Genomic DNA, 25,629 nt, shown 5'->3' on the forward strand with positions numbered 1-25,629 from the left:
GTCATGCTCGACCCCAACGAACTCACCGTTCACACCCTGACCCTGCGGCAGCTCGGATCCGCCGAGCAGCTCGCCGAGATCAACGCCCTCCCGATCGCCGACGTCGAGGCGGCGCTGGAGAAGGCCGTCGCGGACGGCGCGGTGATGGCCGCGCGCGGCAACTACATGATCACCCCGGCCGGCCGCGAGTTCCTCGACGACGTGTACGCCCGCGCCTTCGCCGGTCTGCGCGCGGACCCGGCCGTCACCGACGCGATGGACTCCTTCGAGACCGGCGTCAACAAGCAGGTCCTCACCCTGACCACCGATTGGCAGACGATCGAGGTCGACGGCGCCCGCGTCAGCAACGATCACGCCGACGCCGACTACGACGCCAAGATCGTCGAGAAGCTCGGCCGCGTGCACGAGAAGACCCAGAAGGTCCTGCAACCCCTGGCCCAGCAGAACCCGCTGGTCGATCGATTCCTCGACCGGATCGGCGCGGCGCTGATCCGCGCAGAGGGCGGCGAGACCGACTACGTCAGCGGCGTCCGCGTCGACTCCGTCCACACCGTGTGGTTCCAGATGCACGAACACATCCTCCGCCTCACCGGACGGGAGCGCCCCGAATGAGCACCGCAACGGGACTTCGCTGGCTCGTCGTCCCCGACGAGAACGCCGCCGAGCCGAGCCGCGATCTGGTCGGCGGGAAGGCATGGAGCCTGTGGCGGATGCGGTCACTGGGTCTGCGGGTGCCACCGGCGTTCGTCGTCACCACCGCGGCCTGCGAGGCTTACTTCGCCGACGGCGGCCTGCCCGAGGGCCTGGCCGACGAACTGATCGCTGGAATCCGGTTGCTGGAGAAGGAACTCGGCCGCACGTTCGGCGGCGCCGAACGCCCGCTGCTGGTGTCGGTGCGCTCCGGCGCCGCGATCAGCATGCCCGGCATGATGGACACCATCCTCGACCTCGGCTGCAACGACGAGGTCGAGGCCGCCCTGGCCGCAGAAAGCGGCGACCGCGACTTCGCCGCCGAGGTGCATCGCCGCTTCACCGGCTTCTACGGCCGTCTCGTCCTCGGCTGCACCGAGGAACTCGAAGACCTGCCCGATACCGCGTCGGTCCGGGCGGCGATTTCCGGCGACGTCGACGAGACCGTGCCGGCCGACCCGTGGGAACAATTGCGCGCCGCCGTCGCCTCGGTCTTCCAGTCGAGCCGGTCCCGGCGTGCCCTCGCCTACCGCAAGCACTACGGCATCCCCGACGACCTCGGCACCGCGGTCACCATCCAGGCGATGGTGTTCGGCAACCTCGACGACGACTCCGGCACCGGGGTTCTGTTCACCCGCAACCCCGTCGACGGCACCCGCGAACCGTACGGCGAGTACCTGCAACGCGGGCAGGGCGAGGACGTCGTGTCCGGCCGGATCACCCCGAAACCCCTCACCGACCTGGAGGAGCGCTGGCCGGCCGTGCACGCCGAACTCCTCGACGCCGCCGAGCGACTCGACCGCGAGGGCCGCGACGCCCAGGACATCGAGTTCACCATTCAGAGCGGCGAGTTGTTCCTGCTGCAGTCCCGGCCGGCGAAGCGGACCGCCCGCGCCGCGGTCCGGATCGCCGTCGAACTCGTCGACGAGGGTGTCCTCGAACCGGCGGAGGCGCTGACCCGCGTCACCGCGGACCAGATCCGCACCCTGCTGCGGCCGGAAATCGCCGCCGGTGCCGCCGAGACCGCCGACGTGCTCGTGACCGGTGTGGCCGCCAGCCCGGGCGTCGCCACCGGTGTGGTCGTGGACACTCCCGAAGCGGCACAAGCGAACCCGGGAAGCATCCTGGTCCGCAAATCGACCAGCCCCGACGACGTCCACGGCATGATCGCGGCCGCCGCTGTCGTCACCGAGCAGGGCGGCGCCACCTCGCACGCCGCCGTGGTCAGCCGGGCCCTGGACACCCCCTGTGTCGTCGGCTGCGGCACCGACACCGTGGCAGGCCTGGTCGGCCGCACCGTCACCGTCGACGCCACCACCGGCAAGGTCTACGCCGGCGAACTGCCGACCTCGGCGGTCGACGAGAGTGAGGACGAGGATCTGCGTCGCCTCACCGGCTGGGCCGAGAGGGTCACCTCGCTGCAGGTCGGCCCCGACGTCGCCGTCGAACCGATCTTCAACGCGGACACCGTCGCCGCCGAGGACCTCGGCGAGCAGCTGCCCGACATCCCTGACGGCACCAAAACCGTACGCGGAGCCGTGTTCTGCGCCCCCGACGGCGTGCGCGCTGCCCTGGACTCCGGTGTCGAAGCAATTGTTACCACCCATCGGCTGCCGGTGCTTCTAGCAGCCATCGCACACCAGAGGAGCACGTCATGACCACGGCGGATCGTGTGACCCATCGCGAGGTGCAGGAGATTCTGCGCACCTTCAAGGAGTCCGGATGGGCCTCCATGACCCTAGAACTCGACGGTATCCGAATCACGGTCGGTAAGGACGGGCCCCCGGTTCCTGCTCCGGCCGCACCGGGTCCGGCCGCACCGGCTCCGGCCGCACCGGCCGCGGTCGCCGAACCAGCTCCGGCTGCAGCCGTGCCGTCCCCGGCTGCAGCCGCGTCCGCTCCTGCCGCCGTGCCCGCACCTGCGGCACCGGCCGCTGTCGACACCGCCGGGTGTGTCGAGGTCCGGGCACAGACGGTCGGCGCGTTCTGGGCTGCACCGAGCCCGGGCGATCCGCCGTTCGTACAGGTCGGGCAGACCGTCGAGGCCGGTCAGCAGATCGCCATCGTCGAGGTCATGAAGTTGATGAACCCCGTGGTCACACCGCAAGGCGGAGAGATCGTGCAGATCTGCGCCGCCAACGCGGACCTCGTCGAATTCGACCAGGTGCTGTTCCTGATCAGGCCGACCGATGGCTAGCCCGGCGACCCTGACCACCGAGTCACCGCGCCGCACCCCGCTGCGGCGGGTCCTGATCGCCAACCGCGGGGAGATCGCGGTCCGCGTGATCACGGCCTGCCGCGCCCTCGGCATCGAGACGGTCGCCGTGACCTCGACCGTGGACCGCGACGGGCTCGCCGCTCGGATGGCCGACCGCGCCGTGTGCATCGGCCCCGCCCCGGCAGCGCAGAGCTACCTGGCGATCCCCGCCGTGCTCAGTGCCGCCCTCGGCGCCGGCTGCGACGCCGTGCACCCCGGCTACGGATTCTTGTCGGAGAACCCGGACTTCGCCGCCGCCTGCGTCGCCGAAGGGCTCACGTTCGTCGGACCGCGCCCGGAAGCGGTCGCCGAGGCCGGGGACAAGGCTCGGGCCCGTGAACTCGCCCGCTCGGCCGGTATCCCCGTGCTGTCCGGCTCTCCGATACTCGACTCGACCGAGGCGGCGGTCGCCGCGGCCGCCGAACTCGGCTATCCGGTCCTGGTCAAGGCCGCCGCCGGCGGCGGTGGCCGGGGAATGTCTGTGGTCGAGAACGAATCCGAGCTGAGGGCCCGCTGGTCGTCGGCCGCGGCGGAGGCGCAGTCGGCGTTCGGTGACGGGCGACTGTACGTCGAGCGGTTCATCCGCAACGCCCGCCACATCGAGGTCCAGGTGCTCGGGGACAAACACGGCAACGTCATCCACCTCGGCGAACGCGACTGCACCCTGCAACGTCGCCACCAGAAGGTCGTCGAGGAATCGCCGGCACCCAACCTGCCCGAGAGGATTCGTCAGGACATCCGACGCAGCGGGGTTCTGTTCGCCGAGGCGCTCGGGCTCGACAGCGCCGGCACCGTCGAATTCATCTACGACGCAGACTCCCACGAGTTCGCGTTCCTCGAGTTCAACGCCCGAATCCAGGTCGAGCACCCGGTGACCGAGATGGTCACCGGCGTCGACCTGGTCGCCGAGCAGTTGCGTTCGGCGGCAGGGGAGCCGCTGCGGTTCACCCAGGACGACATCGACCTGACCGGGCACGCCATCGAGGTGCGCATCACCACCGAGGACCCGGCCCGCGGTTTCATCCCCAATCCGGGCACGGTGCAGACCTGGGATCCCCCGGAGGGCGCGGGCATTCGCGTCGACAGTCACTGCGAACCCGGCTACGTCGTTACCCCGTACTACGACTCTCTGCTGGCGAAGATCGTGGCGCACGGACCCGACCGTGACGTCGCCGCGGATCGTCTGGTCGCCGCCCTCGGGAGGCTGGGGGTGACCGGAGTTCCCACCACCGCCGATTTCGCCCGGGTGGCACTGGATCATCCGGACTTCCGGGCCGGCACCGTCACCACCGAGTGGATCGCCTCTCGGGGCCTCCCCGACTATCTGGAGAAGATCTCATGAGTTACCTCGACATCGCTCCGCGCAACGCCGACGGCACCCGGCGCAAGATCGACATCGTCGATCAGACACTGCGCGACGGCCCCCAGAGTTGGTGGGGCATGCGGCTGCGCAAGGACATGGGTCTGCCCATGGCTTCCGAGCTGGACCGCACCGGCTTCCACACCATCGACCTGGCCGGCAGTTCGATCTTCGAGGTGCTCGTGCGGCACTGCAAGGAAGATCCGTGGGAGCAGTTGATCTCGCTGTCGAAGTCGATGCCCGAGACGACGGTTCGTGCCGGCACCCGCAGCAATGGCATCGTCACGTTCGGACTCACCGCGGACAGCGTGATGGACCTGTGGGTGCAGCGACTCAGCGCTCACGGCGTCGGCAGCTTCTGGATCTATGACGGCCTGTTCAACATCGACAAGATCGGCCGCCTCGTCAAGACCGTGCAGGCCGAGGGTGGTCAGGCGCTGCCGTGCATCCTCTACGCCGACACGCCTTACCACACCGACGAGTACTACGCCGCCCGCACACGGGAGCTGGTCGCGACCGGTGCGGACGGTATCGAACTCGAGGATGCCGCCGGCCTGCTGACCCCCGAGCGCACCCGCTCGCTCATTGCGGCCATCAAAGGTGCGGCCGGAAACCTGCCGGTGGAGGTCCATTTTCACAGCAACAACGCGCTCGCGCCGCTGAACTACCTCGAAGCCGTCCTCGCCGGCGCAGATCGTGTGCACACGGCTAGCCGCCCGCTCGCGGCGGGGGTGTCGCTGCCCTCGACCGAGAACACGGTGGCGAACCTGCGCTACGCCGGCTTCGACGTCGACGTCGACGAGTCCCGTTTCGCCGCAGTAGAACAGCACCTGCTGCGCGTCGCGGAGTACGAGGACCTGCCGGTCGGCCAGCCGGCCGAGTACTCCCTGTTCCAGTACCGGCACCAGCTTCCCGGCGGAATGGCGGGCACGTTCAAGGCGCAGCTGCGCGACCGCGGCATGGAAGATCGTTTCGAAGAGGTCCTCGACGAGATGTCCCGGGTGCGAGAAGAACTCGGCTACCCCGTCATGGCCACACCGTTCTCGCAGCTGGTGGGCACGCAGGCGGTGCTGAACGTGGTGACGGGATCCCGGTATTCCGTGGTGCCGGACGAGGTGATGATCTATTCGCAAGGCTTCTACGGCAAACCCGTCGCCCCGATGGATCCGAATGTGTACGACACCATCATGAGCTCGCCCAAGGCGAAGAGCTACGAGAACTGGGAGCCCCCGCAGCCGAGCCTGGGCGAACTGCGGAAAAAGTTCGGCGAGTCGATCAGCGACGACGAGTTGCTTCTGCGGCTGCTCGTCCCCGAGAACGACATCAACGTGATGCGCGCTACCCCTCAGAGGAACCGCGACTTCGCCCCGACCAGCAGGCAGGCGCGGTACATCAGGAACCTGGTCGAAGCCTCCGTCGGCGCGTACCTGCACATCGAGGCCGAGGACTTCTCGCTGACCCTGGCGGGTGAGCACTGATGAGCGAGCTGGGTGTGGGGCGGCCGACCAAGCGCCGCGCCGGCTCCGCCGTCGGGGGACTCCCGGTCGCCGACTCGCGTCCGGTCCTCGACGGCGATGCCGTGCTCGGCTCCCGGTGCACGGTGTGCCGGTACCCGACCGCGCAACAGCATTTGCCGTGGTGCCCGGTGTGCTACGCCTCCACCGAACCGGCCCGCTTCGCCCGCACGGGCGAGACCTGGTCATCGACCGTGGTTGCGATCCCCGTGGGCACCCGACGGCCACCGTTCGGGCTTGCGTACGTCGACCTCGACGACGGCCCACGGGTACTCGTTCACCTCGGCGAACCTGCGGTACTCGAGATCGGTACCCGGCTCGAGGTCACCGGAACAGACGACGGCGATCTCGTCGCCACTACGGAGGTGCAGCGATGAACCAGGCCATGTTGTGGGGTGTCGGAACCTCTGCCTACGGACGATTCCCGGACCAGCGTGTCGAGTCTCTCGCCTGGACCGCGGTCGCGGAAGCAGTCCAGGACGCCGGTATCCGGCCCGATGCGATCGACGCCATCATCGTCGGGTCCGTGTTCGGCCCGCCCGGGGTCGCGACACGTATCCAGCGCGGACTCGGCATTCCCTCGGTGCCCATGTGGACCGTCGAGAATGCTTGTGCCAGCGGCACCGCGGCCTACCACGAGGCGGTCGAAGCGGTCCGCTATGGCCGGTTCAAGTGCATTCTGGTGCTCGGAGTGGATCAGATGTCCACCCTGTTCTCCGGAGCCATCGTGCCCGAAGCCACCGACCCCGAAGGCGCGGCGTCCCTGCCGTTGCCGGGCCTGTACGCCCTGCAGGCGCAGCGGTACGTCGGCGAATTCGGCGTCACCCCAGAACAACTCGCGGCCATCGCGGTCAAGAACAAGACCAACGGGATGGACAACCCCCGCGCCCAACTGCGGGACACGGCGCCCACGGTTCAGGAGGTGCTCGACTCCCGCATGATCGCCGAACCGCTGACGTTCCTGCAGTGCTGCCCGACCAGCGACGGGGCCGGCGCCGCCATCGTCGGCGGCGACCGCGGCAACCGCAACGACCTGCGGATCGAGGCCTCCGCGATGGTTTCCGGTGCCCTGTGGGACCAGCGCAGCGAGGACGTCTGGGGCTTCGCCAGCGTCGCCCGCGCCGCCGAGAAGGCCTTCGACCAGGCCGGCCGCACCCCGCAGGAGATCGACGTGCTCGAGGTGCACGACGCCTTCACCATCGGTGAGATCATCACCCTCGAGGCGCTCGGCATCGCACCCCGCGGCAAGGGCGCCGAACTCGCCCCCTCCGGCCACACCGCCCGCGACGGTGCGCAACCGGTCAACCCGAGCGGGGGCCTGCTCTCACGCGGGCATCCGCTCGGCGCCACCGGAATGGCGCAGCTCGCCGAAATCGCATGGCAACTGCGCGGACAGGCCGGACCGCGGCAGGTCGCCCGGCACCGTGTCGGGCTCGTCGAGACGATGGGTGGGGGAGCGGCCGGAATGGACGGCAACGCCTGCGTCGTCACCATCCTGTCCACACAGTCATGACCGCGACCTACGCGGGACTTCTCGGGTTCCGTGACATCGGCGGACTGCGAACCCGGGACGGCGGGCACCTACGGTCCGGAGTGCTCTTCCGCAGCGGGACACCGCAATTCCTGGACGAGCAGTCGGGGCAGGCGCTGATCGCAGACACCGGGATCCGGGCGACCATCGATCTGCGGCTGCCCCACGAAGTCGCGGTGGAGGGGCGAGGACCTCTCGACGAGTTGGGGGTTCGCCACTTCCGCCACCCGTTCAGCATCGGCGACCGCGTGGCCGAGGACTCGGCGGTTGCCCCAATGGACGGTGACGATCCGCTCGTCACCCGCTATCTCACCTACCTGGCCGAGGACGCCGCCGGCGTGGTCTCCCTCGCCACACGGCTTCTCGAACCCGCCGTTCTCCCGGTCCTGGTGCACTGCACCGTCGGCAAGGACCGGACCGGCGTGGCCATCGCATTGCTCCTCGACGCCATCGGGGTGCTCCGCGAGGACATCGCCGCCGACTACGCCGCCGCCCCCGACGACGTCACCGCCTCCATGCGGCGTCTGCGGCAGATGACGTCGTACGGCCCCGCCGCCGACCTCTACCCACCGGAGGCATGGACGGCGCCCGCGGATGCGATGGAACGGTTCCTCGACAACGTCGACCAACGGTACGGCGGTGTCCACGCTCTGCTGCGGGACAACGGGATAGGCGCCGACGACGTGCGCCGACTGACAGAACTGCTCATTACATACGACCGTAAGGACACCTCATGCGAGTAGTCGAGACCCGCGTCATCGGAGCAACACCCGACGCCGTGTGGAAAATCGGCGGCGACACTGCCAACGTCGCGGACTGGATTCCCGCGCTGGAAAAGTCGCGCCAACACGGTGACCTGCGGTACGCGACCTTCGTCGACGACGGTGGCGAAGCGACGGAGCGGATCGTCCACCACGACGATCCGCGGCGAAGCTACACTTACGAGTACGTCTCCGGGCCGCTGCCCCTGTCGTTCTATTCCTCGACCTTCACCGTCAACCCCCATCCCGACGGCGCCGAAGTCGTGTGGAGTGCCGAGTTCGCATCCACCGCCCCCGAGAGCGAACCCGAACTTGCAGAGGCGATCTCCGAGATCTACCGATCCGCGTTGATCGAATTGGCCAATTGTGCAGAAGCGAACTGAGAAGTCGGGTTCGACGCCTAGCTGTGTGACATCAGTGACCTGAGGAAGAAGGTCAGGTTGGCGGGGCGTTCGGCGAGGCGGCGCATGAAGTAGCCGTACCACTGCTCGCCGTAGGGGAGGTACACCCGCAGGTGCTTGTTCTCGCCGACCAGGCGGAGTTGTTCGGCGTCGCGGATGCCGTACAGCATCTGGATTTCGAATTCGTCGGCGGTGCGGCCGTTGGTCTTCGCCTGCTGCAGGGCGGCCTCGATCATGGCCGGGTCGTGGGACGCGACCATCGGGTAGCCCTGGCCGTTCATCAGGATGCGCAGGCAGCGCAGGTAGGCATCGTCGACCGCCTCCTTGCCCTGGTACGCGACCGAGGCAGGTTCCTTGTAAGCGCCCTTGCACAACCGGATGCGCGATCCGGGGCCGGACAGGTCCCGGCAGTCGCCCTCGGTGCGCTCGAGGTATGCCTGCAGCACGGTGCCGAGGGACGGGAAGTCCTTGCGGAGTTCGCGGACGATCGACAGCGTCGAGTCGGTGGTGGTGTGGTCCTCGGCGTCGACGGTGACCCACGCGCCGGCCTCCTCGGCGGCGGTGCAGATCTTGTGCGCGTTCTCGAGGGCCACCTTGTGTCCGTCGCGGGGCAGGAACTGCCCCAGCGCGGACAGCTTCAACGAGACCTCGACATTGCGAACCGAGGTCGGCGACGTCGACGCGGTCTTCTGGCTGAGGGTCGCCAGATCGGACAGCAGGGTCAGGTAGTGCGACACGGTGGCGTCGGCCTGCGCCGAATCGGTGGTGTCCTCGCCGAGGTGATCGATCGTGATGTAGCGGCCGGAGTCGAGGATGGATGTGGTCGCGGCGATCGCCTGGTCCTCGGTCTGGCCGGCGACGAACCGGTCGACGAGGCTGCGGGTCACCGGGATCTTGGTGACGGTGCGTTCGATGCGAGGCGAGCGGGCGGCGGCCAGCAGGGCGGGGCGGAGCAGGGCGGAGAATGCCATCAGATGTCCTCGGAGGTGTCGGCCGCCTGGTGCGGGTAGCGGTGGTCGGTGGCGGGGACGAACGTTTCCTTGATGGTGCGGGCGGACGCCCAGCGCAGCAGGTTCTGCGGGGAGCCGGCCTTGTCGTTGGTGCCCGACGCGCGGGCACCGCCGAACGGTTGCTGTCCGACGACGGCGCCGGTGGGCTTGTCGTTGATGTAGAAGTTGCCGGCCGCGAACCGCAGGTCGTCGGTGGCCTGGGCGATCGCGGTGCGGTCGTCGGCGATGATCGACCCGGTCAGCGCGTATGCGGAGCCCTTGTCGACGAGGTCGAGGACCTTCTCGAACGATCCGGCGGCGGAGTCGTCGTAGACGTGTACGGACAGGATCGGTCCGAAGTATTCGGTGCGGAACGCCTCGTCCGTGGGGTCGTCACCGAGCAGCACGGTGGGGTCGACGAAGTAGCCGACACTGTCGTCGACGTGGCCGCCGGCGGCGATGGTCAGGCCGGGGGTGGCCTTCGCGCGGGCGATGGCGTCGGCGTTGCGGTCGAAGGCACGCTTGTCGATGACGGCGCCACCGAAGTTCGAGAAGTCGGTGACGTCACCGTATTTCAGCGTCGATGCCTTCTCGATGAAGTCGTCACCCATCTTCGCCCACACCGACTTCGGGACGAACGCCCGGGAGGCGGCGGAGCATTTCTGGCCCTGGTAGTCGAAGGCGCCGCGGAGCAGCGCGGTGGTCAGAGTATCGGGGTTCGCGGAGCTGTGGGCGAGGACGAAGTCCTTGCCGCCGGTCTCGCCGACCAGTCGAGGGTAGGAGTGGTAGTTCGAGATGTTGTTGCCGACCTGCTGCCACAGGTGCTGGAAGGTGGCGGTGGAGCCGGTGAAGTGGATTCCGGCGAGGCGGGGGTCGGCGAGAACGACGTCGGAGACCGCGGCGCCGGAGCCGTTGACGAGGTTGATCACGCCGGGCGGCAGTCCGGCGGCCTCGAGCAGTTTCATCGTCCAGTACGCGGCGACGGCCTGCGTCTGCGACGGCTTCCACACCACCGTGTTGCCCATCAGTGCGGGCGCGGTGGGCAGGTTGCCGGCGATGGCGGTGAAGTTGAACGGGGTGATCGCATACACGAAGCCCTCGAGCGAGCGGTACTCGAGCTTGTTCCACACCCCGGGGGAGGAGATGGGCTGGTCGGCGAGGATCTGGCGGGCGAAGTGGACGTTGAACCGCCAGAAGTCGATCAGTTCGCACGGAGTGTCGATCTCGGCCTGGTATGCGGTCTTGGACTGGCCGAGCATGGTTGCGGCGGCGAGTGTTTCGCGCCAGGGTCCGGACAGCAGGTCGGCTGCGCGCAGGAACACCGCGGCGCGGTCCTCGAACGACAGCGCCCGCCAGGCCGGGGCCGCGGCGGTGGCCGCGGCGACCGCGTCCTGGATGTCCTGTGTGCCCGCGTTGGTGAAGGTGCCCAGTACCGCCGAATGCCGGTGCGGCTGGACGACGTCGATGGCCGGGCCGTTGCCGCGCCGGTGCTGCCCGCCGATCACGTGGTGGATCTCCGTCGGATTCGACCCGAGTTCGGCCAGCTTCGCCTGCAGCCGCGCCCGCTCCGCGCTGCCCGGCGTGAACGACCCCACCGGCTCGTTGACGGGCTGCGGGGTGGTGGTGATGGCGTCCATGAAAACCTCCTACGGGATGTGGCGGCGAAGACGGCCGCCGCAACGAACTAGCCGTAGTCAACACCAGCACGGCGGCGAAAGAATGAGCCAGTCGAACAAATCTCTATTATTGGAGTTGTACAATCAGCCAACTGCTCGTGTGATCCCGAAGTGGAGATCGTCCCGTGAATTCTGAAGGCGGAACCCGTACGGGTTCACCCGACTCGTCCGGCCGTGCCGCCGGAAGCATCACGCTGCGTGAGCTTCTCAGTTCCCTCGACACCTCGGTCGTCGAACTGATCGACGCGCCGGCCGGCACCGAGGTCGCGCTGTCCTCCGTCGCACTCGTCGACAGCTCCGACCTGGCCACCGAGACCGATTCGCAATCGCCGCTGCCGGACCTGTACCTGCACGTCGGGATCGGCAAGACGGAGGCCGTGCGCTGGTTCGACAGCATTGCCCTCCGCCCGTCCGAGCACCGGGTGAGGGCGGTGATGTCCAAGAATGCGGCAACGTCGACGGCGCTGCAGGCAGCGGCCCGCCGCGCCGGGGTCGCGTTGGTGGCGGTGCACCCGAAGGCCCGCTGGGATCACGTGTTCCCGCTGGTGCAACGCATGCTGGACCGCTCCCGCCGCAGCACGGGCCTGGGTGATCCGGATCTGCTGGCCACCGACACCGACCTGTTCGGGCTCGCGCAGATCGTCGCCCAGAACGCCGGCGGCATGGTGTCGATCGAGGACGCGCAATCGCACGTGCTGGCCTACTCCGCCTCCGACGAGGCCGCGGACGAGTTGCGGACGCTGTCGATCCTCGGCCGAGAAGGGCCCCGCGACTACCTGCGGGCACTGCAGCGGTGGGGGGTTTTCGACCGTCTCCGCAGCAGCGACGAGGTCATCGACGTTCCCGCCCATCGCAAGCTCGGCACGAAGCGGCGGCTGGTGGTCAGCATCCGGCAGTCCTCCGACGACGCCACGACATCGGCGCGCACGCTCGGGTCCATCTGGCTGCAACAGGGGGTGGCGCCGTTCGCCGACGACGCCGAGGACGTGTTGCGGGGCGCGTCCGCGATCGCCGCGCGGATCATCTCGCGCAGTCTCAATGCGCCATCCACCGAGGGCCTGCTGATCCAGCGGCTGTTCGGCGCCCGCGGGGGTGGTGTGGACGTCCCGTCCGTGGTCAGTGCCCTGAACCTGTCGGCGACCGGGCCCGCTGCGGTCGTCGGTTTCGCGGTCAGTGCCACCGAGACCGCCGGTGGCGGCCGGCTCCCGGAACTGGGCAGCATGCTGCGCCTGCAGGCCAGTTCCTTTCGCCGCGACTCCGTGGCGACGATCATCGGGGAGCGCGCCTACGTGCTGCTCCCGCGCTACACGAGCCCGAAATCGGTGACCACGTGGACCCGGCAACTCGTCGAGCAGTTCGAGGCGAAGCGGTCGATCGCCTTGCGGGCGGCGATCGCGATCCCGGTGCCCGATCTGGGGCAGGTCGCCGGAGCGAGGGGAGAGGTCGACCGTGTTCTCGACGGCACCGCCGCGACCTTCCCCGAGGGTCGGGTGACCACGCTTGCCGAATCGCGCACCGCGGTGCTGTTCGGGGAGATCCTCGACCTCCTCGCCGAACACCGGGAACTGCACGACCCGCGGCTCGACGCCCTCGTCGACTACGACGACAAGCATGCGTCGAATCTGCAGGACAGTGCCGAAGCCTATCTCGCGGCGCACGGCGACGTCCGCGCGGCCGCCGGTGTCCTGCAGGTACATCCGAATACCCTGCGCTACCGGATTCGCCGCGTCGAGGAGATCGTCGGTATCGAACTGCACGACGCCTCCGACCGGATGCTGTTCGAATTGCAGCTCGCCTTGCGGCGCCGCGGCGTGGCGAATTCCTCCGCCTGAGAGTTGGCCGAAAGAACAAAATCCGGAATACCTTTTCTCATATCGGGCCCAATACTTCGACAGGCGCAGTCGGTTTACTGACTGGCACCAGTTCGCGACAACGGCGCCGCGTGCGTGGACCTCGACGAAGGAACGGTGAACTCCTGGTGGGTATGTCGGTGCATTCCGGAATACGTGAGATGCCGGTCGCGGCGCCTCACGCGACGATCGAAAGCCTCCGAACGGCGTTCTTCCCGCACACCTCCCCGGGCGATCACGCCGCCGCGGACGCCGTCGTGCGCGAGCATCTCGATCTCGCGACGAGGCGTCTGCCCGGTACCGATATCGTGCAGTTCCTCTCCGCGGGCCACGTTCCGGGCGTGCTCGTCGTCACCGACGACGTGCCGCTGCTCGTCGATACGCTCAGCGGCGTAGTGGAATCCGGCGAAGCGGTGATCACTCGCCTGCTTCATCCCGTCGTCCCGGTGATCCGAGACGAGACGGGCACGCTCGTCGACGTCGCCGCCGACCGAACCGAGGCGACGATCGAATCCTGGATTCGGTTCGAACTTGCTGCCCCGATGGAAGGTTCGCGGGCCGAGCAGCTGCAGGCCGATCTCGCGCAGGCGCTGACCGCCCTCCGGAACATTGCCGCGGACCGGCCCGCCGCACTCGAACGCGTCCGGCAGGCCGCGGCGACACTGGCCGCGGCGCCCTCGGTGTCCGCGCCGTGGGATCCGCGGGAACTCGCCGACGGCATCGACCTGCTCGGCTGGTTCGGTGACGGACACTTCACCTTCCTCGGCTACCACTACCAGGGCCTCGGCGCCGACGTCGCCGACGAACTCGGAGTGTTCCGGACTACCCGATCGACGGTCGACCAGGAGAGCGCGACACAGTCTCCGGTCGCGGTCGTTCAGGGCCCGGAGTTCCCCACGAGTTGCCGAAGGCTGCACCCGCACCTGATCAGGGTCCCGGAGATCGGTGAAACCGGTGTGGTGTTGGGTGAGCACCGATTCCTGGGGGTGTTCACCGTCACCGCGCTGCACGAAAACGTCCTCGACATCCCGGTTCTCGGCCGCCGTGTTCGCGAGGTCATCACACGGGCGGGTTACCGGCTCGACTCCCACGCCGGGCGGACACTGCTGGAAATCATCCAGGACCTCCCGCGGCCGCAGTTGTTCGCGCTCGACGTCGACACCCTGCACCGCACCGTGGTGGCGGTCCTCGGCGCCGCCGAGCGCAAAGAACTGCTGGTGTTCCTGCGCGCCGCCGACGACCGTCGGTCGCTCTCGGCGCTGGTCTACCTGCCACGCGACCGCTACACCACGGCCGTGCGCACCGGCATGCAGCGCGCGCTGCTCGAACGATTCCCCGGCATGGCCGTCGACCGCACGGTGCGGGTCACCGAGAACCCACTCGCACTGGTGCATTTCACCCTCCGAGCCGGCGGCGACCAGGTGCTGGACGCCCACGAGGACTGGAACGTCCTCGAAGAACAGGTGCGATCCCGTCTGGCGGCGGTCTGCCGCAGCTGGGACGACGCGCTCCACGACCACCTGCGCGGGTGCGCCGGAGTGCCCGCGACGGTCGGTGCGAGCTACACGCACCGGCTGCCCGCGTCCTACAAACACGACTTCACCGCGGCGCGTGCGGCCGCCGACATCGCCCGCCTCGAAGCCCTCGCGGCGGGCGGCGTCGACGTCGCGCTTCACACCCGGCCGGCCGGCGAACACACCGAACTGCGATTCACCCTGTATGTCGCCGGTGAACGCGTCTCGCTCAGCGACATCCTGCCGATCCTGCACAGTCTCGGCGTCGAGGTACTCGACGAACGCCCCTACCCGGTGACCCGGCAAGACGGGTTGTCGACGTGGATCTACGAGTTCAGCCTCTACCACGACGAATCCGCGGACATCACCGCGACAGTCGACGCTGAACGCGACACGGAGACTCCGGACACCCTGGCCCGCCGCTTCTGCGACACGTTCGTCGCCGCTTGGTCCGGTGCCGACGAAGTCGACTCCTTCAACGCCCTCGTCACGCGGGTCGGCCTGACCTGGACGGAGGCGGCGCTGCTGCGGGCCCACGCCAAGTACTTGCGGCAGATCGGGTTCCCCTACAGCACCAGACGCATCGCCGCCGTGCTCGTCGACAACCCCCGTACCTGCGCGGCATTGATCGAGCTGTTCACCGCCCTGTTCGACCCCGCCGCCGATCAGAGCCGCGACAGCACTGCCGTTGCGGAGCAGATCGGCGGAGCGATCGAGGAGGTCGTCAGTCTGGAGGCGGACCGGATCCTGCGCGCTTACCTCGACCTGATGCGGGCCACCGTGCGCACCAACTACTACCGCAACGGCGACGGAGTCCGGCGCTCGCCGGCCCTGGCCCTCAAACTCGAACCCGGTGAGCTGTCCCAACTCCCGCAGCCGCGCGCGCGGTTCGAGGTGTTCGTCTACTCCCCGCACGTCGAGGGCGTGCACCTGCGCTACGACGCCGTCTCCCGCGGCGGGCTGCGCTGGTCCGACCGGCGCGAGGACTTCCGCACCGAAATCCTCGGTCTGGTCAAGGCGCAGGCGGTGAAGAACGCGGTCATCGTCCCGGTCGGCGCGAAGGGTGGCTTCGTCGTCAAGAGGCCACCGGCCGCGACCGGAGACCCCGTCGCCGACCGGGAGGCGTTCCGAGCGGTGGGTATCGGGTGCTACCGCGACTTCATCGGTGCGCTGCTCGATGTCACCGACAACGTGCATCCGGAAACGGGTGCGACGGTGCCCCCGACGGGGGTGGTGCGCCGAGACGGTGACGACCCGTACCTGGTGGTCGCCGCGGACAAGGGCACCGCCACCTTCTCCGACGACGCCAACGCCGTCGCCGCCGAATACGGGTTCTGGCTCGGTGACGCGTTCGCCTCCGGCGGGTCGGTGGGATACGACCACAAGGCCATGGGCATCACCGCCAAGGGCGCGTGGGAAAGCGTCAAGCGGCACTTCCGGGAAATGGGCGTCGACACCCAGACCCAGGACTTCACCGTCGCCGGGGTCGGAGATATGAGCGGCGACGTCTTCGGCAACGGCATGCTCCTCAGTGAGCACATCCGGCTCGTGGCCGCGTTCGATCACCGGCACATCTTCGTCGATCCGAATCCGGATCCGGCCGCCTCGCACCGGGAGCGGGCCCGGCTGTTCGCGCTGCCCCGCTCGTCCTGGAACGACTACGACACCGATCGGATCAGCACCGGGGGAGGTGTGTTCGACCGCACCGCCAAATCGGTTCCCGTGTCCGCCGAGATGCGCGAGGCACTCGGCCTGGACTCGACCGTGACCCGGCTGTCCCCGCAGGACCTCATCCGGGCCATCCTCTGCGCCCCGGTCGACCTGTTGTGGAACGGCGGGATCGGCACGTACGTCAAGGCCGCCCGTGAAACGCACCTCGAGGTCGGGGACAAGGCCAACGACGGTGTCCGCGTGGACGCTGGGCAGGTGCGGGCGAAGGTGATCGGCGAGGGCGGCAACCTCGGCGTCACCGCGCTCGGACGCATCGAGTTCGCCCTCGGCGGCGGCCGGATCAACACGGACGCACTCGACAACTCGGCCGGCGTCGACTGCTCCGACCACGAGGTCAACATCAAGATCCTCCTCGACGGACTCGTCTCCACCGGGCGCATCGAACCGGAGGCCCGGAACCGGTTGCTGCAGAACATGACCGACGACGTCGAGATACTCGTTCTGGCCGGCAACGTCGACCAGAACGCTCTCCTCGGCACCAGCCGCGCCACCGCGGCCGCCAAGTTGCGGGTGCACGCCCGTCAGATCCGGGCACTCGAGGCGCAGCGCGGCCTCGACCGCACCCTCGAAGCCCTCCCCGACGAGGACGAGCTGGAACGACTCGGCAAGCAGGGGCGAGGGCTGACCTCCCCCGAACTGGCGACCCTGACCGCGCATGTCAAACTTGCCCTGAAGTCGGACTTGCTGGCCGGCGACCTCGTCGACGGGGATGCCTTCACCGACCGTCTGCTCGGGTACTTCCCCGCCCGGCTGCAGAAGGACTATCCGGACGCGATCCGCACTCACCGGCTGCGCCGCGAGATCATCGCGACCGTGATCACCAACGAGGTGGTCGACACCGGCGGCATCACCTACGTGTTCCGGCTCTGCGAGGACACCGGCGCCTCTGCCGTCGACGCCGTCCGCGCCTACGCGGCTGCCAGCGCGATCGCCGATCTGCCCGCACTGATTTCCCGGATTCACACGGACGCACCGAACACCGCGGTCTCCGATGCCATGATGGCGGAGGTGCGGCGGCTGCTCGACCGGCTGTCGCGGTGGTTGCTCCACCACCGGCCGCAGCCGCTCGCCATCGGCGCCGAGATCACCCGATACGGCACGGCTTTCGAGCACCTGCTGCCGAGGGTTCCGGGTTGGTTGCAGGGCCCGGATGCTCAGATTGTCGAAACCCGAGCCGCCGGCATGCAGGCACTGGACGCTCAACCCGAGCACGCAACCGCCATCGTCAGCCTGCTGCACGCCTTCTGCGTCATGGACATCATCGACGTCGCAGACCTCGAGGGCCGGGCACTCGACGAGGCCGCCGAACTGTACTACACCCTCAACGCGCACCTCGGTCTCGATCACCTGCTGACCGCCATCTCCGGCCTCGACGACACCGACCGCTGGAACGCCCTGGCCCGGCTCGCCCTGCGCGACGAGGTGTACGGCTCGATGCGACTGCTGTGCCTGGACGTGCTCTCCGGTTCGGCATCCGCCGAAACCGCCGCGGAGAAGATCGCCGACTGGGAGGCCACCAACACCTCCCGGCTGGCCCGCGCCCGCTCGATCCTCACCGAGATCTTCGCCGTCCACCCGGCCGACCTGTCGACGCTGTCCGTCGCGGCCCGGCAGGTGCGGACCATGGTCGGCCGCGCCGGCACCGGCCGATCGACCAACTGACCAAAGACGCGGTGGACGGTGCTGGCAGTACCCGTCACACTTTCGCCGCTGTGAGGGGCGATTCGACGGTTTGGCGCCGACTCAGGAACCACTTGTTGGCGAGGAACAACACCACGACCACAGCCCAGGACAGCAGGCTCAGCACCAGTTGCGACCGGGCGCTGTCTTCCAGGTACATCTGCAGCAGTACGCCGAGGATTGCCGCGGTGGTCAGCAGCGACAGCACCGGGAACAACCACATCTTCACGCGCAACTCGGAGTCCGGGGTGCGGAAACGAAGAACGATGTGCGAGATCGCGATCAGCAGGTAGACGAACAGGATGATCGCGCCGCTCGAGTTCAGCAGGAACGTGAACACGGTGTCCGGCGAGACCGCGGCGGCGATGACACAGAGGAATCCGACGACCGAGGACACCAGGATCGCGGCGGCCGGCACGCCGCGCCGGGTAACCCGGGTGAGGAGTGGCGGCGCCTCGCGTCGGGCGGCCAGGACGAACAGCATGCGCGAGGAGGTGTACATCCCCGAGTTGAGACAGCTCAGCACCGCCGTCAGCACGACGGCGTTCATGATGTTGTCGGCGTAGGGGATGCCCATCTCGGTCATCGCGGCGACGAAGGGGGAGGCCGCCAGGTCGGTGTCATTCCAGGGGAGGATCGTCACCAGCAGGAATACCGCGCCGACGAAGAACACCGCGATGCGCATGATCACCGAGTTCGCGGCCTTGGCAACGGCCTTCTCCGGATTCTCCGACTCGGCAGCCGCGATCGTCGCGACCTCGGCGCCGACCATGGAGAAGATCACCGTCACCACACCGACGGTGATCGCGGCGGGACCGTTCGGCAGGAAGCCGCCGTGGGACCACAGGTTGGAGAAGTCCATCGTCTTGTTCGGCCAGACACCGAACACGTAGAGCGAGCCGAGCCCGATGAACAGACAGATCGCGAACACCTTCACGCCCGCGAACCAGTATTCGAACTCGCCGAAGGACGAGACGGAGAACAGGTTGGTTGCGGTCATCAGGACCATCAGCACCAGGGCGCACAACCACAGCGGGACGTCGATCCAGAACTGGATGATCTTGGCGCCGGCGATCGCTTCGAAGCCGACGACGATCACCCAGAAGTACCAATACAGCCAGCCGACGGAGAAGCCGGCCCAGTTGCCGAGCGCGCTGCGGGCATAGTCCGCGAACGATCCGGTCGACGGGTTCGCCACGGCCATCTCGGCCAGCATGCGCATGACCATGATGATCAGGATGCCGCTGGCGGCGTAGGTGATGAAGGCCGCGGGCCCGGTGTCGGAGATGACGACGCCGGATCCGACGAACAGGCCGGCGCCGATCACCCCGCCGATGGCGATCATCGTCAGCTGTCGCTGGCTGAGTGCCTTCTTCAGTTCCGGTGCGCTGCTCATGAGCGCCCGGTCCGGATCGAAGCTGCGTGCCGCGAGTGTTGGTCGTGTAATTCGGCGATGGACATGGGGGCTTCCCTTTCGTCGTTCTCCGCAAGACCTCGATGTCGGGAGGCACGTGACGTGCCTCATACGAAGCTCTCTGCAACTAAAGACGATCACCAGGGCCGTGTGATCGGCGGATCGAACGAAAATCCTCGCAGCAACTTGGCCGATCGAACGTATCGCTCAGAGGGGCTCGGTTTCGTGGGCGACGATCCGCCGGCGTTTTTCACGAGACCGGACCGTTGCCGGTGGTCGCATCGCGGAAGCACCGGCGGCTGCAACTACCAGCTCGGATCCCCGTACATCGCAACCCTGGCCAGTATCGGTGTCTGCCTCGCCGTCTACCTCACGACCATCGCGTCGACGAGGGACGCCATCCTCATCTACGGTGCCGCCGGGGGCTTCGGACAATGCTCGCACCTGAACCCCGGCACACTGTGTCAGGAATTATCCGCGGTCCTGCGCCTGCATGATCGCTGCCGCGGTGGAGGCGATCGTCCGATCGTCGTCGTGGGTCAGCCGGATGAGCGCTTTCCGTGCCGCGGTGCCGGGAATCTCGGCGAGTGCCTGCGTGATTCGTAATCGGGTGGGTGCGTCGTCGATGGTGTCGAGCGTGTCTTTCATGGCCCCGACGATGTCGTCGGCCGTCGGAGAGAGGGTCGTCAGCAGACCCAGCACCTCGGCGGCCTCGACATCGAGCCGGCCCGTGACGACCATCTGGAGGAGGACGGGTATCGACTCGCCGTTCCCGCGAGAGCCGAGCGCCAGGGCCGCGTATCCGCGGACCGTGGCGTCCGAGTCGTCGAGGGCACGTCTCAGATGTTCGGCGGCTTCCTCGGTGTGGATTGCCGCTATCGCGGTGGTGGCGCGACGCCGGACGTCGACCTCCTCCGCGTCCAGGCCGTGGGCGAGATCCGCGAGTCCTCGACCGGCGATCCTCGCCAACGACCACTGCAGCGCGCCGGCCACATTGAGGTCGTCCTCCGTGAGGGCGGCCTCGACCAACGCCTCGACGGGCAGCGACGCCTTCCCGTTCGCAGAGAGGATCGCCTGTTGACGCCGGGCGGCGGACTCCGATTCGAGCGCCCGCAACAGGGTGACGAGGTTCAGGACGTCGTCCCACTGCGCGGGAGAGGCAGCGTCGACGCTTTCGAGTCTGCCGAGCAGTTCCTCCTCGGCGGCGATCCGCCGGCGAGTGTGCCGAATGAGGTCTCCCACCAGATCGGCCGGTGCGAAATCGGGCTCGTCCAGTGCGCGCTTGGCCTCGTTCAGCGACAGCCCCAACGTCCTCAGGCTCTCGACGTGGAAGAGCCGTCGGATGTCGTCGGCGGAGTACTCGCGGTAACCACCCGACGTGCGGCCGGTGGGCTCGACCAGTCCCAACCTGTCGTAGTGGCGCAACATCCGCGTGCTGACACCGCACCGCCGCGAGACCTCGCCGATCAACATCCCATCTCCTCCCTTACATGTCCGGACCGGCGACAGCGACGCGCTTCGCCATCTCGAGTGAGAGGGCGAATCCGCTGTCGGGGTCGTGGCAGAGCTGCCTCGTCGCCTCGGCATGCGCGCGAACGTGCGGATCGGGACTCGTCCCGGCTGCGTCGAGGACCGGTAGGGCGGCGTCCCCGAGTTCCACGAAGGCACGGCTCAGGCTGAGGTGCATCTGATGGTCGCCGCGTCCGAGTTCGGTCACCAGTTCGGCCGTGAGCGCAGCCTCGCCGCCGGGTGGCACGAGGACCGCGGCCGCCCGCCATGCGCTGCGCGCGACCTCGTCGTGCTCGTCGTGCAGCAGTGCCGATACCGCGGGCCAGGCGAGCCGATCCCCGATCTTGGACAGGGTGTGCAGCGACTGGCTGCGGGCCTGCGCGGAGCCGGACCCGAGCTCGTGGACCAGTCTCGGCACCGTGACCTCGCCCGGCAGGCGGCACAGTGCCCAGGTCAGCATGTCGCGGACATAGAAGTCCGGTTCGACGGCACACCGGTCGACGAGAGCATCCGTGAATCGGGGATCGGGGTGCGTGCCCGCGGCGAGCGCCGCCCGCAGCCGGGCGGACGCGTCGGTCGCGGCCAGAGCGTCGACGAGGTGAGCATTCGGCCCACCCTGGTTGGTTGTGTTCACGACAACCACCTCCTTCGCCGACCATTCGAGTCCTTGTCACTGTGTCAGGGTCAAGGGCCGGGTGGATGCGCGTGGTGGAAAATCTAGCCATGATCCTCCCGAAGGTCCGAGACCCGCGCTTCGTGACGATCCGCCGCGGTGGCACCCTCACCGACGCCGATCACCGGCTTCTGGCCCTGTGGGCGGCATCGTGCGCGGAGCACGTGCTGAACCTGTTCGAGTCGGTTCGGCCCGACGACGCACGACCGCGTGACGCGATCGAGAACGCCCGCGCGTGGGTGCGTGGGGAGGTGAAGATGATGGAGGCCCGCGCCGCCGGCGGTCATGCGATGGGGGCGGCCAGAGACCTGCGTGGAGCCGCCCGGCACGCCGCCTACGCTGCGGGGCAGGCCGGGGCGGTCGCGCACGTCGCGGCGCACGAACTCGGTGCCGCCGCCTATGCGATCAAGGCCGCACGTGCTGCCGCGCCCGCCGGGGAGGGCGACGCAGCGGGACGGCGTGAGTGCCGTTGGCAGCGTGACCAACTCCCCGAGGCGATTCGTGCACTCGTACTCGACGACCAGCGGTTGCGGAACGACATCTGCTGGTCGGTGTTCGACTGCTGAGCGCGCGTCGTTTCACCGAGCGTCACCTGTCCGGGCGGGACGGCGTCCCCGTCCGAGCACCCAGCCGCCGTAACCGATGAACACGACCCCGGCCCCGGCACCGGCCGCCGCGCTCGGCGCCACGGCATCGGCAAGCCCGAGACCTGCAGCAGCCACCGCGACGAGCGCCGCGACGACACCGGTCAGCGCAAGACCCCGGGCGTGAAAGACCCTGCCCAGCGGAATGAAGTGGACACCGACGACGAACAGCGTCCACGCCGCGTCGTACGCCGGATACCCGACCGCGGCAAGGAGGAGGTTCCCGACCACGATCAGCACCACCTCCACCGCCACCGTGAGCCAGTAGCGGCGGCGGACCCGCGGGTCGGCCATCGCCGAGCCGGTCGTCGTCAGCCGGCGCACCAGCAGCACCACCAGCGCGACGAGGAGTAGCGCCGAGATCACCGATCCGGCGACCAGGTAGGGCACCCACGGTGCGGGCGGGTCCTCCTGTGCCCAGCCGAACCAGGCGATCCCCGCGACCGCCAGCACCGCTGCGCCGATCACCTCGCCGCGATCCCAGAGCGGCGCGATCGGCGTTACCGGAACGGAACTGTCGGACAACTGATTCGAACGGCGCTCACTGATGCCGATCACCTCCTGCAGTCTCGCGTCGGTGGCCGTTCAGCCACATCTGCATGTCGTCGTGTGCCGCCCGGGCCATCGGCGTCGGGTGGCCGGTGAATCCGTGGGGCGAGTCCGGGTAGATACGGAGATCGACGTCGACGCCCGAAGCGGACAGTCGTGCGGCCATGGCCAGGTTGTCCTGCAGCAGGATGTCTTTATTGCCGACGACCATCAGGATCGGAGGCAGGTCGGTGAGGTCGGCATAGATCGGGGACAGATCGGGATGAGTGCGGTCCGACGCCGCGCCCGCGTAGGCGTCGAGGAAGTACTCGTCGGCGATGAGGCGTCCGGCGGGTGTCTGAGCGCTGAGGTCGTACGTTCCGAACTGCAGGACGGCGGAATCAAAGGCGAACATCCCCCGATCGCGCAGCCGTAGAAGCGTGGTCATCGCGAGCGTTGCACCGGCCGAGAAGCCGCCGATGGAGAGTGTCGTCGTCCCGAAGCGTTCCGCGGCGTGTTCGACGAGCCAGAGTGCGGCGGCTTCGCAATCGTCGGGTGCGGCAGGCCACGGGTGTTCCGGAGCGAGCCGGTAGTCCACGCTGACGACCGCGACGCCGAGCGCGTCCGCGAGCCGGCGGTTGCGGACGTCGCTGCCGGCGGCCGACCCCATGTAGAACCCGCCGCCGTGGATCTCCAGGTAGACACCCGTCGCGGCCCGGCCGACAGGGGCGTGAATCCGCAGCGGGACTCGACGACCACCGCTGACGACGACCTCCTCGACAGCCGGCGGTTGCGACGGGGCGGGGGCGGGGGCCTCGGCGCGGACCGATCGAAGTTCCGCCCAGCTACTCGGACCCCGACCGGCGACGCGCTGCGCGTAGAACGCCCGCGACGCGTCGACGAGAGGCAGCAGGCGCGGGTCGATCAGATCAGACAGTCCGAAGTGCATCGAGATCACAGTACGGACAGGACCCGCAATCCATCTCGTGACGCGCGGACGTCCGGCGTCGTGGCAGGGTGAGGCGGTGGGCGACGCACTGTATCCGGTGATAGAGCCGTACGAGTCCGGACTACTCGACGTGTCCGACGGTCACCGCGTGTACTGGGAGACCGTCGGGACCTCGACCGGGATCCCCGTGGTGTATCTGCACGGCGGACCGGGCTCGGGAAGTACCGCCGGAGCGCGACGCTATTTCGACCCGACCGCCTTCCGGTCGGTGCTGTTCGACCAGCGCGGGTGCGGTCGCAGCACGCCGCTCGCGGACGGCCCCGACTACGACCTGCGGTCGAACACGACCGCGCACCTGATTGACGACATCGAGCGCCTGCGTGAGCATCTCGGGGTCGAGCGGTGGATCGTCACCGGCGTCTCGTGGGGCGTCAGCCTGGGATTGGCATACGCACAGAAGTACCCGGAGCGGGTGATCGCGGCGGTGTTCGGTGCGGTCACCACGGGTTCCCGCAGGGAGATCGACTGGATCACCCGCGCCATGGGGCGCGTGTTCCCGCAGCAGTGGGAACGGTTCGTCGCGGGTGTGCCGGAGAGTGAACGGTCGGGGAACCTCCCGGCCGCCTACGCCCGCCTGCTGGCCGACCCGGACCCGGACGTGCGCCGGACGGCGGCGATGAGGTGGTGTGCGTGGGAGGACACGCATGTTTCGCTGATGCCGGGGTGGCAGCCGAACCCGCGCTACGACGATCCCGCATTCCGGAGCGTGTTCGCGCGGTTGGTGACGCACTACTGGTCACACGACTGCTTCCTCGCCCCGAACAAGATCCTCGACGGGATGGGCGCCCTCGCCGGCATCCCGGCGATCCTGGTGCACGGACGTTACGACGTGTCCGGGCCGTTGGACACCGCGTGGGACATCGCGCGGGCCTGGCCCGGCAGCAAGTTGGTCGTGCTCGACGACGCCGGGCACGGGGGAGAAGGATTCGCCGCCGCGGTGGCCGCCGCCGTGGACAGTTTCAACGGCCGGTCGTGACGCAGTGAAATATGCTGCGTGAGGTGGATATTGTCGACGCGCATCATCACTTCATCAACCTGCCCGGCCTCACGTACCCGTGGATCGACAACCGCCCACCTGCACTGACCGCCCTGCTGTCGAATTACTACGACGCGGCGCGCCGATACCTGCCGCACGACTACCGGGCACAGGTCGACGGGATACCCGTCACGGCCTCGGTCGCGTGTGAGTTCGGAGCAGCGGACGGTGTCGCGGAGGCCGTCTGGGTTCAGCAGTGCGCCGATCGTGTCGGCGTTCCGAACGCCTTCATCGCGGCCGCTCAGCTCGAATCGGATGGTCTGGCAGATGTTCTCGCGCGATACCGGGATCTGCCGGTGGTCCAGGCGGTGCGGCAGCCGCTGTACTGGGCGGACGACCCCGTCAAGCGTCTGGGTGCGCGGGGCGACTACCTGTCGGACCCGGCCTGGCTGCGCGGGTTCGAGAAGGTCGCCGATGCGGGGTTCGTGTGGGATCTGCTCGTATACGACGAGCAGCTACCCGGCGCGCACGAACTCATTGCCGCGTTTCCCGACACCACCTTCGTGTTGGAGGCGGTCGGTTGGCCCGTCGACCTCACCGCCGAGGGCTTCTCCCGTTGGGAAGAACGCCTCGGTGCGGTGAGTCGGTTTCCGAACGTCGTCCTCAAGTTTCAGGGAATCGCCCTCATCTTCGGAACCTCCCCGGACGCGATCGGTCGCTGGATTCGGACGGCGCTCAGGATCTTCGGCGCCGGACGATGCATGTTCGCCTCCCATTACCCGATCGACCATCTGCTGTGGGACAGCGAGACCATGGTGTCCACCGTGCAGGCGGCCCTCGACGGCCTGTCGTCGGCGGAACAGTCGCTCTTCTTCGGCGACACCGCGCGGCGGGTGTATCGCCTGCCGGGGCGTTAGGCTCA

At 68.4% G+C, this 25,629-nt stretch carries 20 protein-coding genes and 1 pseudogene; 14 read left to right on the forward strand and 7 right to left on the reverse strand.

Going from position 1 to position 25,629, the window contains the following annotated elements; all coding sequences use genetic code 11:
• Positions 1 to 3 precede the first annotated feature (3 nt).
• From ACFU5V_RS06385 to ACFU5V_RS06425, 9 genes are read left to right on the forward strand one after another with little or no spacing between them, the layout of a single operon-like run.
• Positions 4 to 612 carry a hypothetical protein gene (locus ACFU5V_RS06385; RefSeq protein WP_124391512.1) on the forward strand — a complete coding sequence of 203 codons (609 nt, stop codon included), beginning with the start codon at positions 4 to 6 and terminating at the stop codon, positions 610 to 612.
• Positions 609 to 2,348 (forward strand): pyruvate, phosphate dikinase, encoded by a 1,740-nt coding sequence (locus tag ACFU5V_RS06390; RefSeq protein ID WP_378697726.1) that lies wholly within the window; start codon positions 609 to 611, stop codon positions 2,346 to 2,348. The genes ACFU5V_RS06385 and ACFU5V_RS06390 overlap by 4 nt, the downstream gene beginning before the upstream one ends.
• A complete protein-coding gene (locus ACFU5V_RS06395) occupies positions 2,345 to 2,887 on the forward strand; it encodes an acetyl-CoA carboxylase biotin carboxyl carrier protein (protein WP_378697728.1) in 543 nt (180 codons plus the stop codon). The genes ACFU5V_RS06390 and ACFU5V_RS06395 overlap by 4 nt, the downstream gene beginning before the upstream one ends.
• On the forward strand, positions 2,880 to 4,289 hold the full coding sequence (locus ACFU5V_RS06400; protein ID WP_378697730.1) for an acetyl/propionyl/methylcrotonyl-CoA carboxylase subunit alpha: 1,410 nt from the start codon (positions 2,880 to 2,882) through the stop codon (positions 4,287 to 4,289). Before ACFU5V_RS06395 ends, ACFU5V_RS06400 begins: the two co-directional genes overlap by 8 nt.
• Positions 4,286 to 5,785: a carboxyltransferase gene (locus ACFU5V_RS06405; RefSeq protein ID WP_378432677.1), complete on the forward strand. Its 1,500-nt coding sequence runs from the start codon at positions 4,286 to 4,288 to the stop codon at positions 5,783 to 5,785. Before ACFU5V_RS06400 ends, ACFU5V_RS06405 begins: the two co-directional genes overlap by 4 nt.
• Positions 5,785 to 6,198, forward strand: coding sequence for a Zn-ribbon domain-containing OB-fold protein (locus ACFU5V_RS06410; protein WP_378432676.1), 414 nt, complete (start codon positions 5,785 to 5,787; stop codon positions 6,196 to 6,198). Before ACFU5V_RS06405 ends, ACFU5V_RS06410 begins: the two co-directional genes overlap by 1 nt.
• Positions 6,195 to 7,334 (forward strand): thiolase family protein, encoded by a 1,140-nt coding sequence (locus ACFU5V_RS06415; RefSeq protein ID WP_378432675.1) that lies wholly within the window; start codon positions 6,195 to 6,197, stop codon positions 7,332 to 7,334. The genes ACFU5V_RS06410 and ACFU5V_RS06415 overlap by 4 nt, the downstream gene beginning before the upstream one ends.
• Entirely contained in the window at positions 7,331 to 8,095 is a 765-nt protein-coding gene (locus ACFU5V_RS06420; protein ID WP_378697732.1) for a tyrosine-protein phosphatase, read from the forward strand. The genes ACFU5V_RS06415 and ACFU5V_RS06420 overlap by 4 nt, the downstream gene beginning before the upstream one ends.
• Positions 8,086 to 8,496: an SRPBCC family protein gene (locus ACFU5V_RS06425; protein WP_378697734.1), complete on the forward strand. Its 411-nt coding sequence runs from the start codon at positions 8,086 to 8,088 to the stop codon at positions 8,494 to 8,496. Before ACFU5V_RS06420 ends, ACFU5V_RS06425 begins: the two co-directional genes overlap by 10 nt.
• 17 nt (positions 8,497 to 8,513) lie before the next feature.
• On the opposite strand, the gene ACFU5V_RS06430 is transcribed toward ACFU5V_RS06425, so the two are convergent.
• Positions 8,514 to 9,485, reverse strand: coding sequence for a proline dehydrogenase family protein (locus tag ACFU5V_RS06430; RefSeq protein WP_378697736.1), 972 nt, complete (start codon positions 9,483 to 9,485; stop codon positions 8,514 to 8,516).
• Positions 9,485 to 11,140 (reverse strand): L-glutamate gamma-semialdehyde dehydrogenase, encoded by a 1,656-nt coding sequence (gene pruA, locus ACFU5V_RS06435; protein ID WP_378697738.1) that lies wholly within the window; start codon positions 11,138 to 11,140, stop codon positions 9,485 to 9,487. Before pruA ends, ACFU5V_RS06430 begins: the two co-directional genes overlap by 1 nt.
• A gap of 164 nt (positions 11,141 to 11,304) precedes the next feature.
• Between pruA and ACFU5V_RS06440 the strand changes: the two genes are divergently transcribed.
• Positions 11,305 to 13,011, forward strand: a complete 1,707-nt coding sequence (locus tag ACFU5V_RS06440) for a PucR family transcriptional regulator (RefSeq protein WP_378697740.1) — start codon at positions 11,305 to 11,307, stop codon at positions 13,009 to 13,011.
• 152 nt (positions 13,012 to 13,163) lie between these two features.
• Positions 13,164 to 17,936 carry an NAD-glutamate dehydrogenase gene (locus ACFU5V_RS06445; RefSeq protein ID WP_378697742.1) on the forward strand — a complete coding sequence of 1,591 codons (4,773 nt, stop codon included), beginning with the start codon at positions 13,164 to 13,166 and terminating at the stop codon, positions 17,934 to 17,936.
• Positions 17,937 to 17,997: 61 nt separating this feature from the next.
• Here the strand turns inward: ACFU5V_RS06445 and ACFU5V_RS06450 are convergent.
• From ACFU5V_RS06450 to ACFU5V_RS06460, 3 genes and pseudogenes are all read right to left on the reverse strand, one after another.
• Positions 17,998 to 19,350 (reverse strand): annotated as a pseudogene (locus tag ACFU5V_RS06450) (amino acid permease); the annotation flags it as partial.
• 489 nt (positions 19,351 to 19,839) lie between these two features.
• Positions 19,840 to 20,841, reverse strand: a complete 1,002-nt coding sequence (locus tag ACFU5V_RS06455) for a MerR family transcriptional regulator (RefSeq protein WP_378697744.1) — start codon at positions 20,839 to 20,841, stop codon at positions 19,840 to 19,842.
• Positions 20,842 to 20,854: 13 nt separating this feature from the next.
• On the reverse strand, positions 20,855 to 21,520 hold the full coding sequence (locus tag ACFU5V_RS06460) for a HEAT repeat domain-containing protein (RefSeq protein ID WP_378697746.1): 666 nt from the start codon (positions 21,518 to 21,520) through the stop codon (positions 20,855 to 20,857).
• Between the two features lie 80 nt (positions 21,521 to 21,600).
• On the opposite strand from ACFU5V_RS06460, the gene ACFU5V_RS06465 reads away from it, so the two are divergent.
• Positions 21,601 to 22,116, forward strand: a complete 516-nt coding sequence (locus ACFU5V_RS06465; protein ID WP_378697748.1) for a putative immunity protein — start codon at positions 21,601 to 21,603, stop codon at positions 22,114 to 22,116.
• Positions 22,117 to 22,128: 12 nt separating this feature from the next.
• Here the strand turns inward: ACFU5V_RS06465 and ACFU5V_RS06470 are convergent, their stop codons facing one another.
• Together ACFU5V_RS06470 and ACFU5V_RS06475 are read right to left on the reverse strand one after the other, a co-directional pair.
• Complete coding sequence (locus ACFU5V_RS06470) at positions 22,129 to 22,752, reverse strand: hypothetical protein (RefSeq protein WP_378697750.1); 624 nt, start codon at positions 22,750 to 22,752, stop codon at positions 22,129 to 22,131.
• Positions 22,736 to 23,671: an alpha/beta hydrolase gene (locus ACFU5V_RS06475; RefSeq protein WP_378697752.1), complete on the reverse strand. Its 936-nt coding sequence runs from the start codon at positions 23,669 to 23,671 to the stop codon at positions 22,736 to 22,738. Before ACFU5V_RS06475 ends, ACFU5V_RS06470 begins: the two co-directional genes overlap by 17 nt.
• A gap of 76 nt (positions 23,672 to 23,747) precedes the next feature.
• Here ACFU5V_RS06475 and pip point away from each other — a divergent pair, with 76 nt between their 5' ends.
• Entirely contained in the window at positions 23,748 to 24,707 is a 960-nt protein-coding gene (gene pip, locus ACFU5V_RS06480) for a prolyl aminopeptidase (RefSeq protein ID WP_378697754.1), read from the forward strand.
• 11 nt (positions 24,708 to 24,718) lie between these two features.
• On the forward strand, positions 24,719 to 25,624 hold the full coding sequence (locus ACFU5V_RS06485) for an amidohydrolase family protein (RefSeq protein WP_378697756.1): 906 nt from the start codon (positions 24,719 to 24,721) through the stop codon (positions 25,622 to 25,624).
• Positions 25,625 to 25,629: the final 5 nt, after the last annotated feature.

The organism is Rhodococcus sp. NPDC057529, assembly GCF_042802055.1.
Lineage (GTDB): Bacteria > Actinomycetota > Actinomycetes > Mycobacteriales > Mycobacteriaceae > Rhodococcus_F.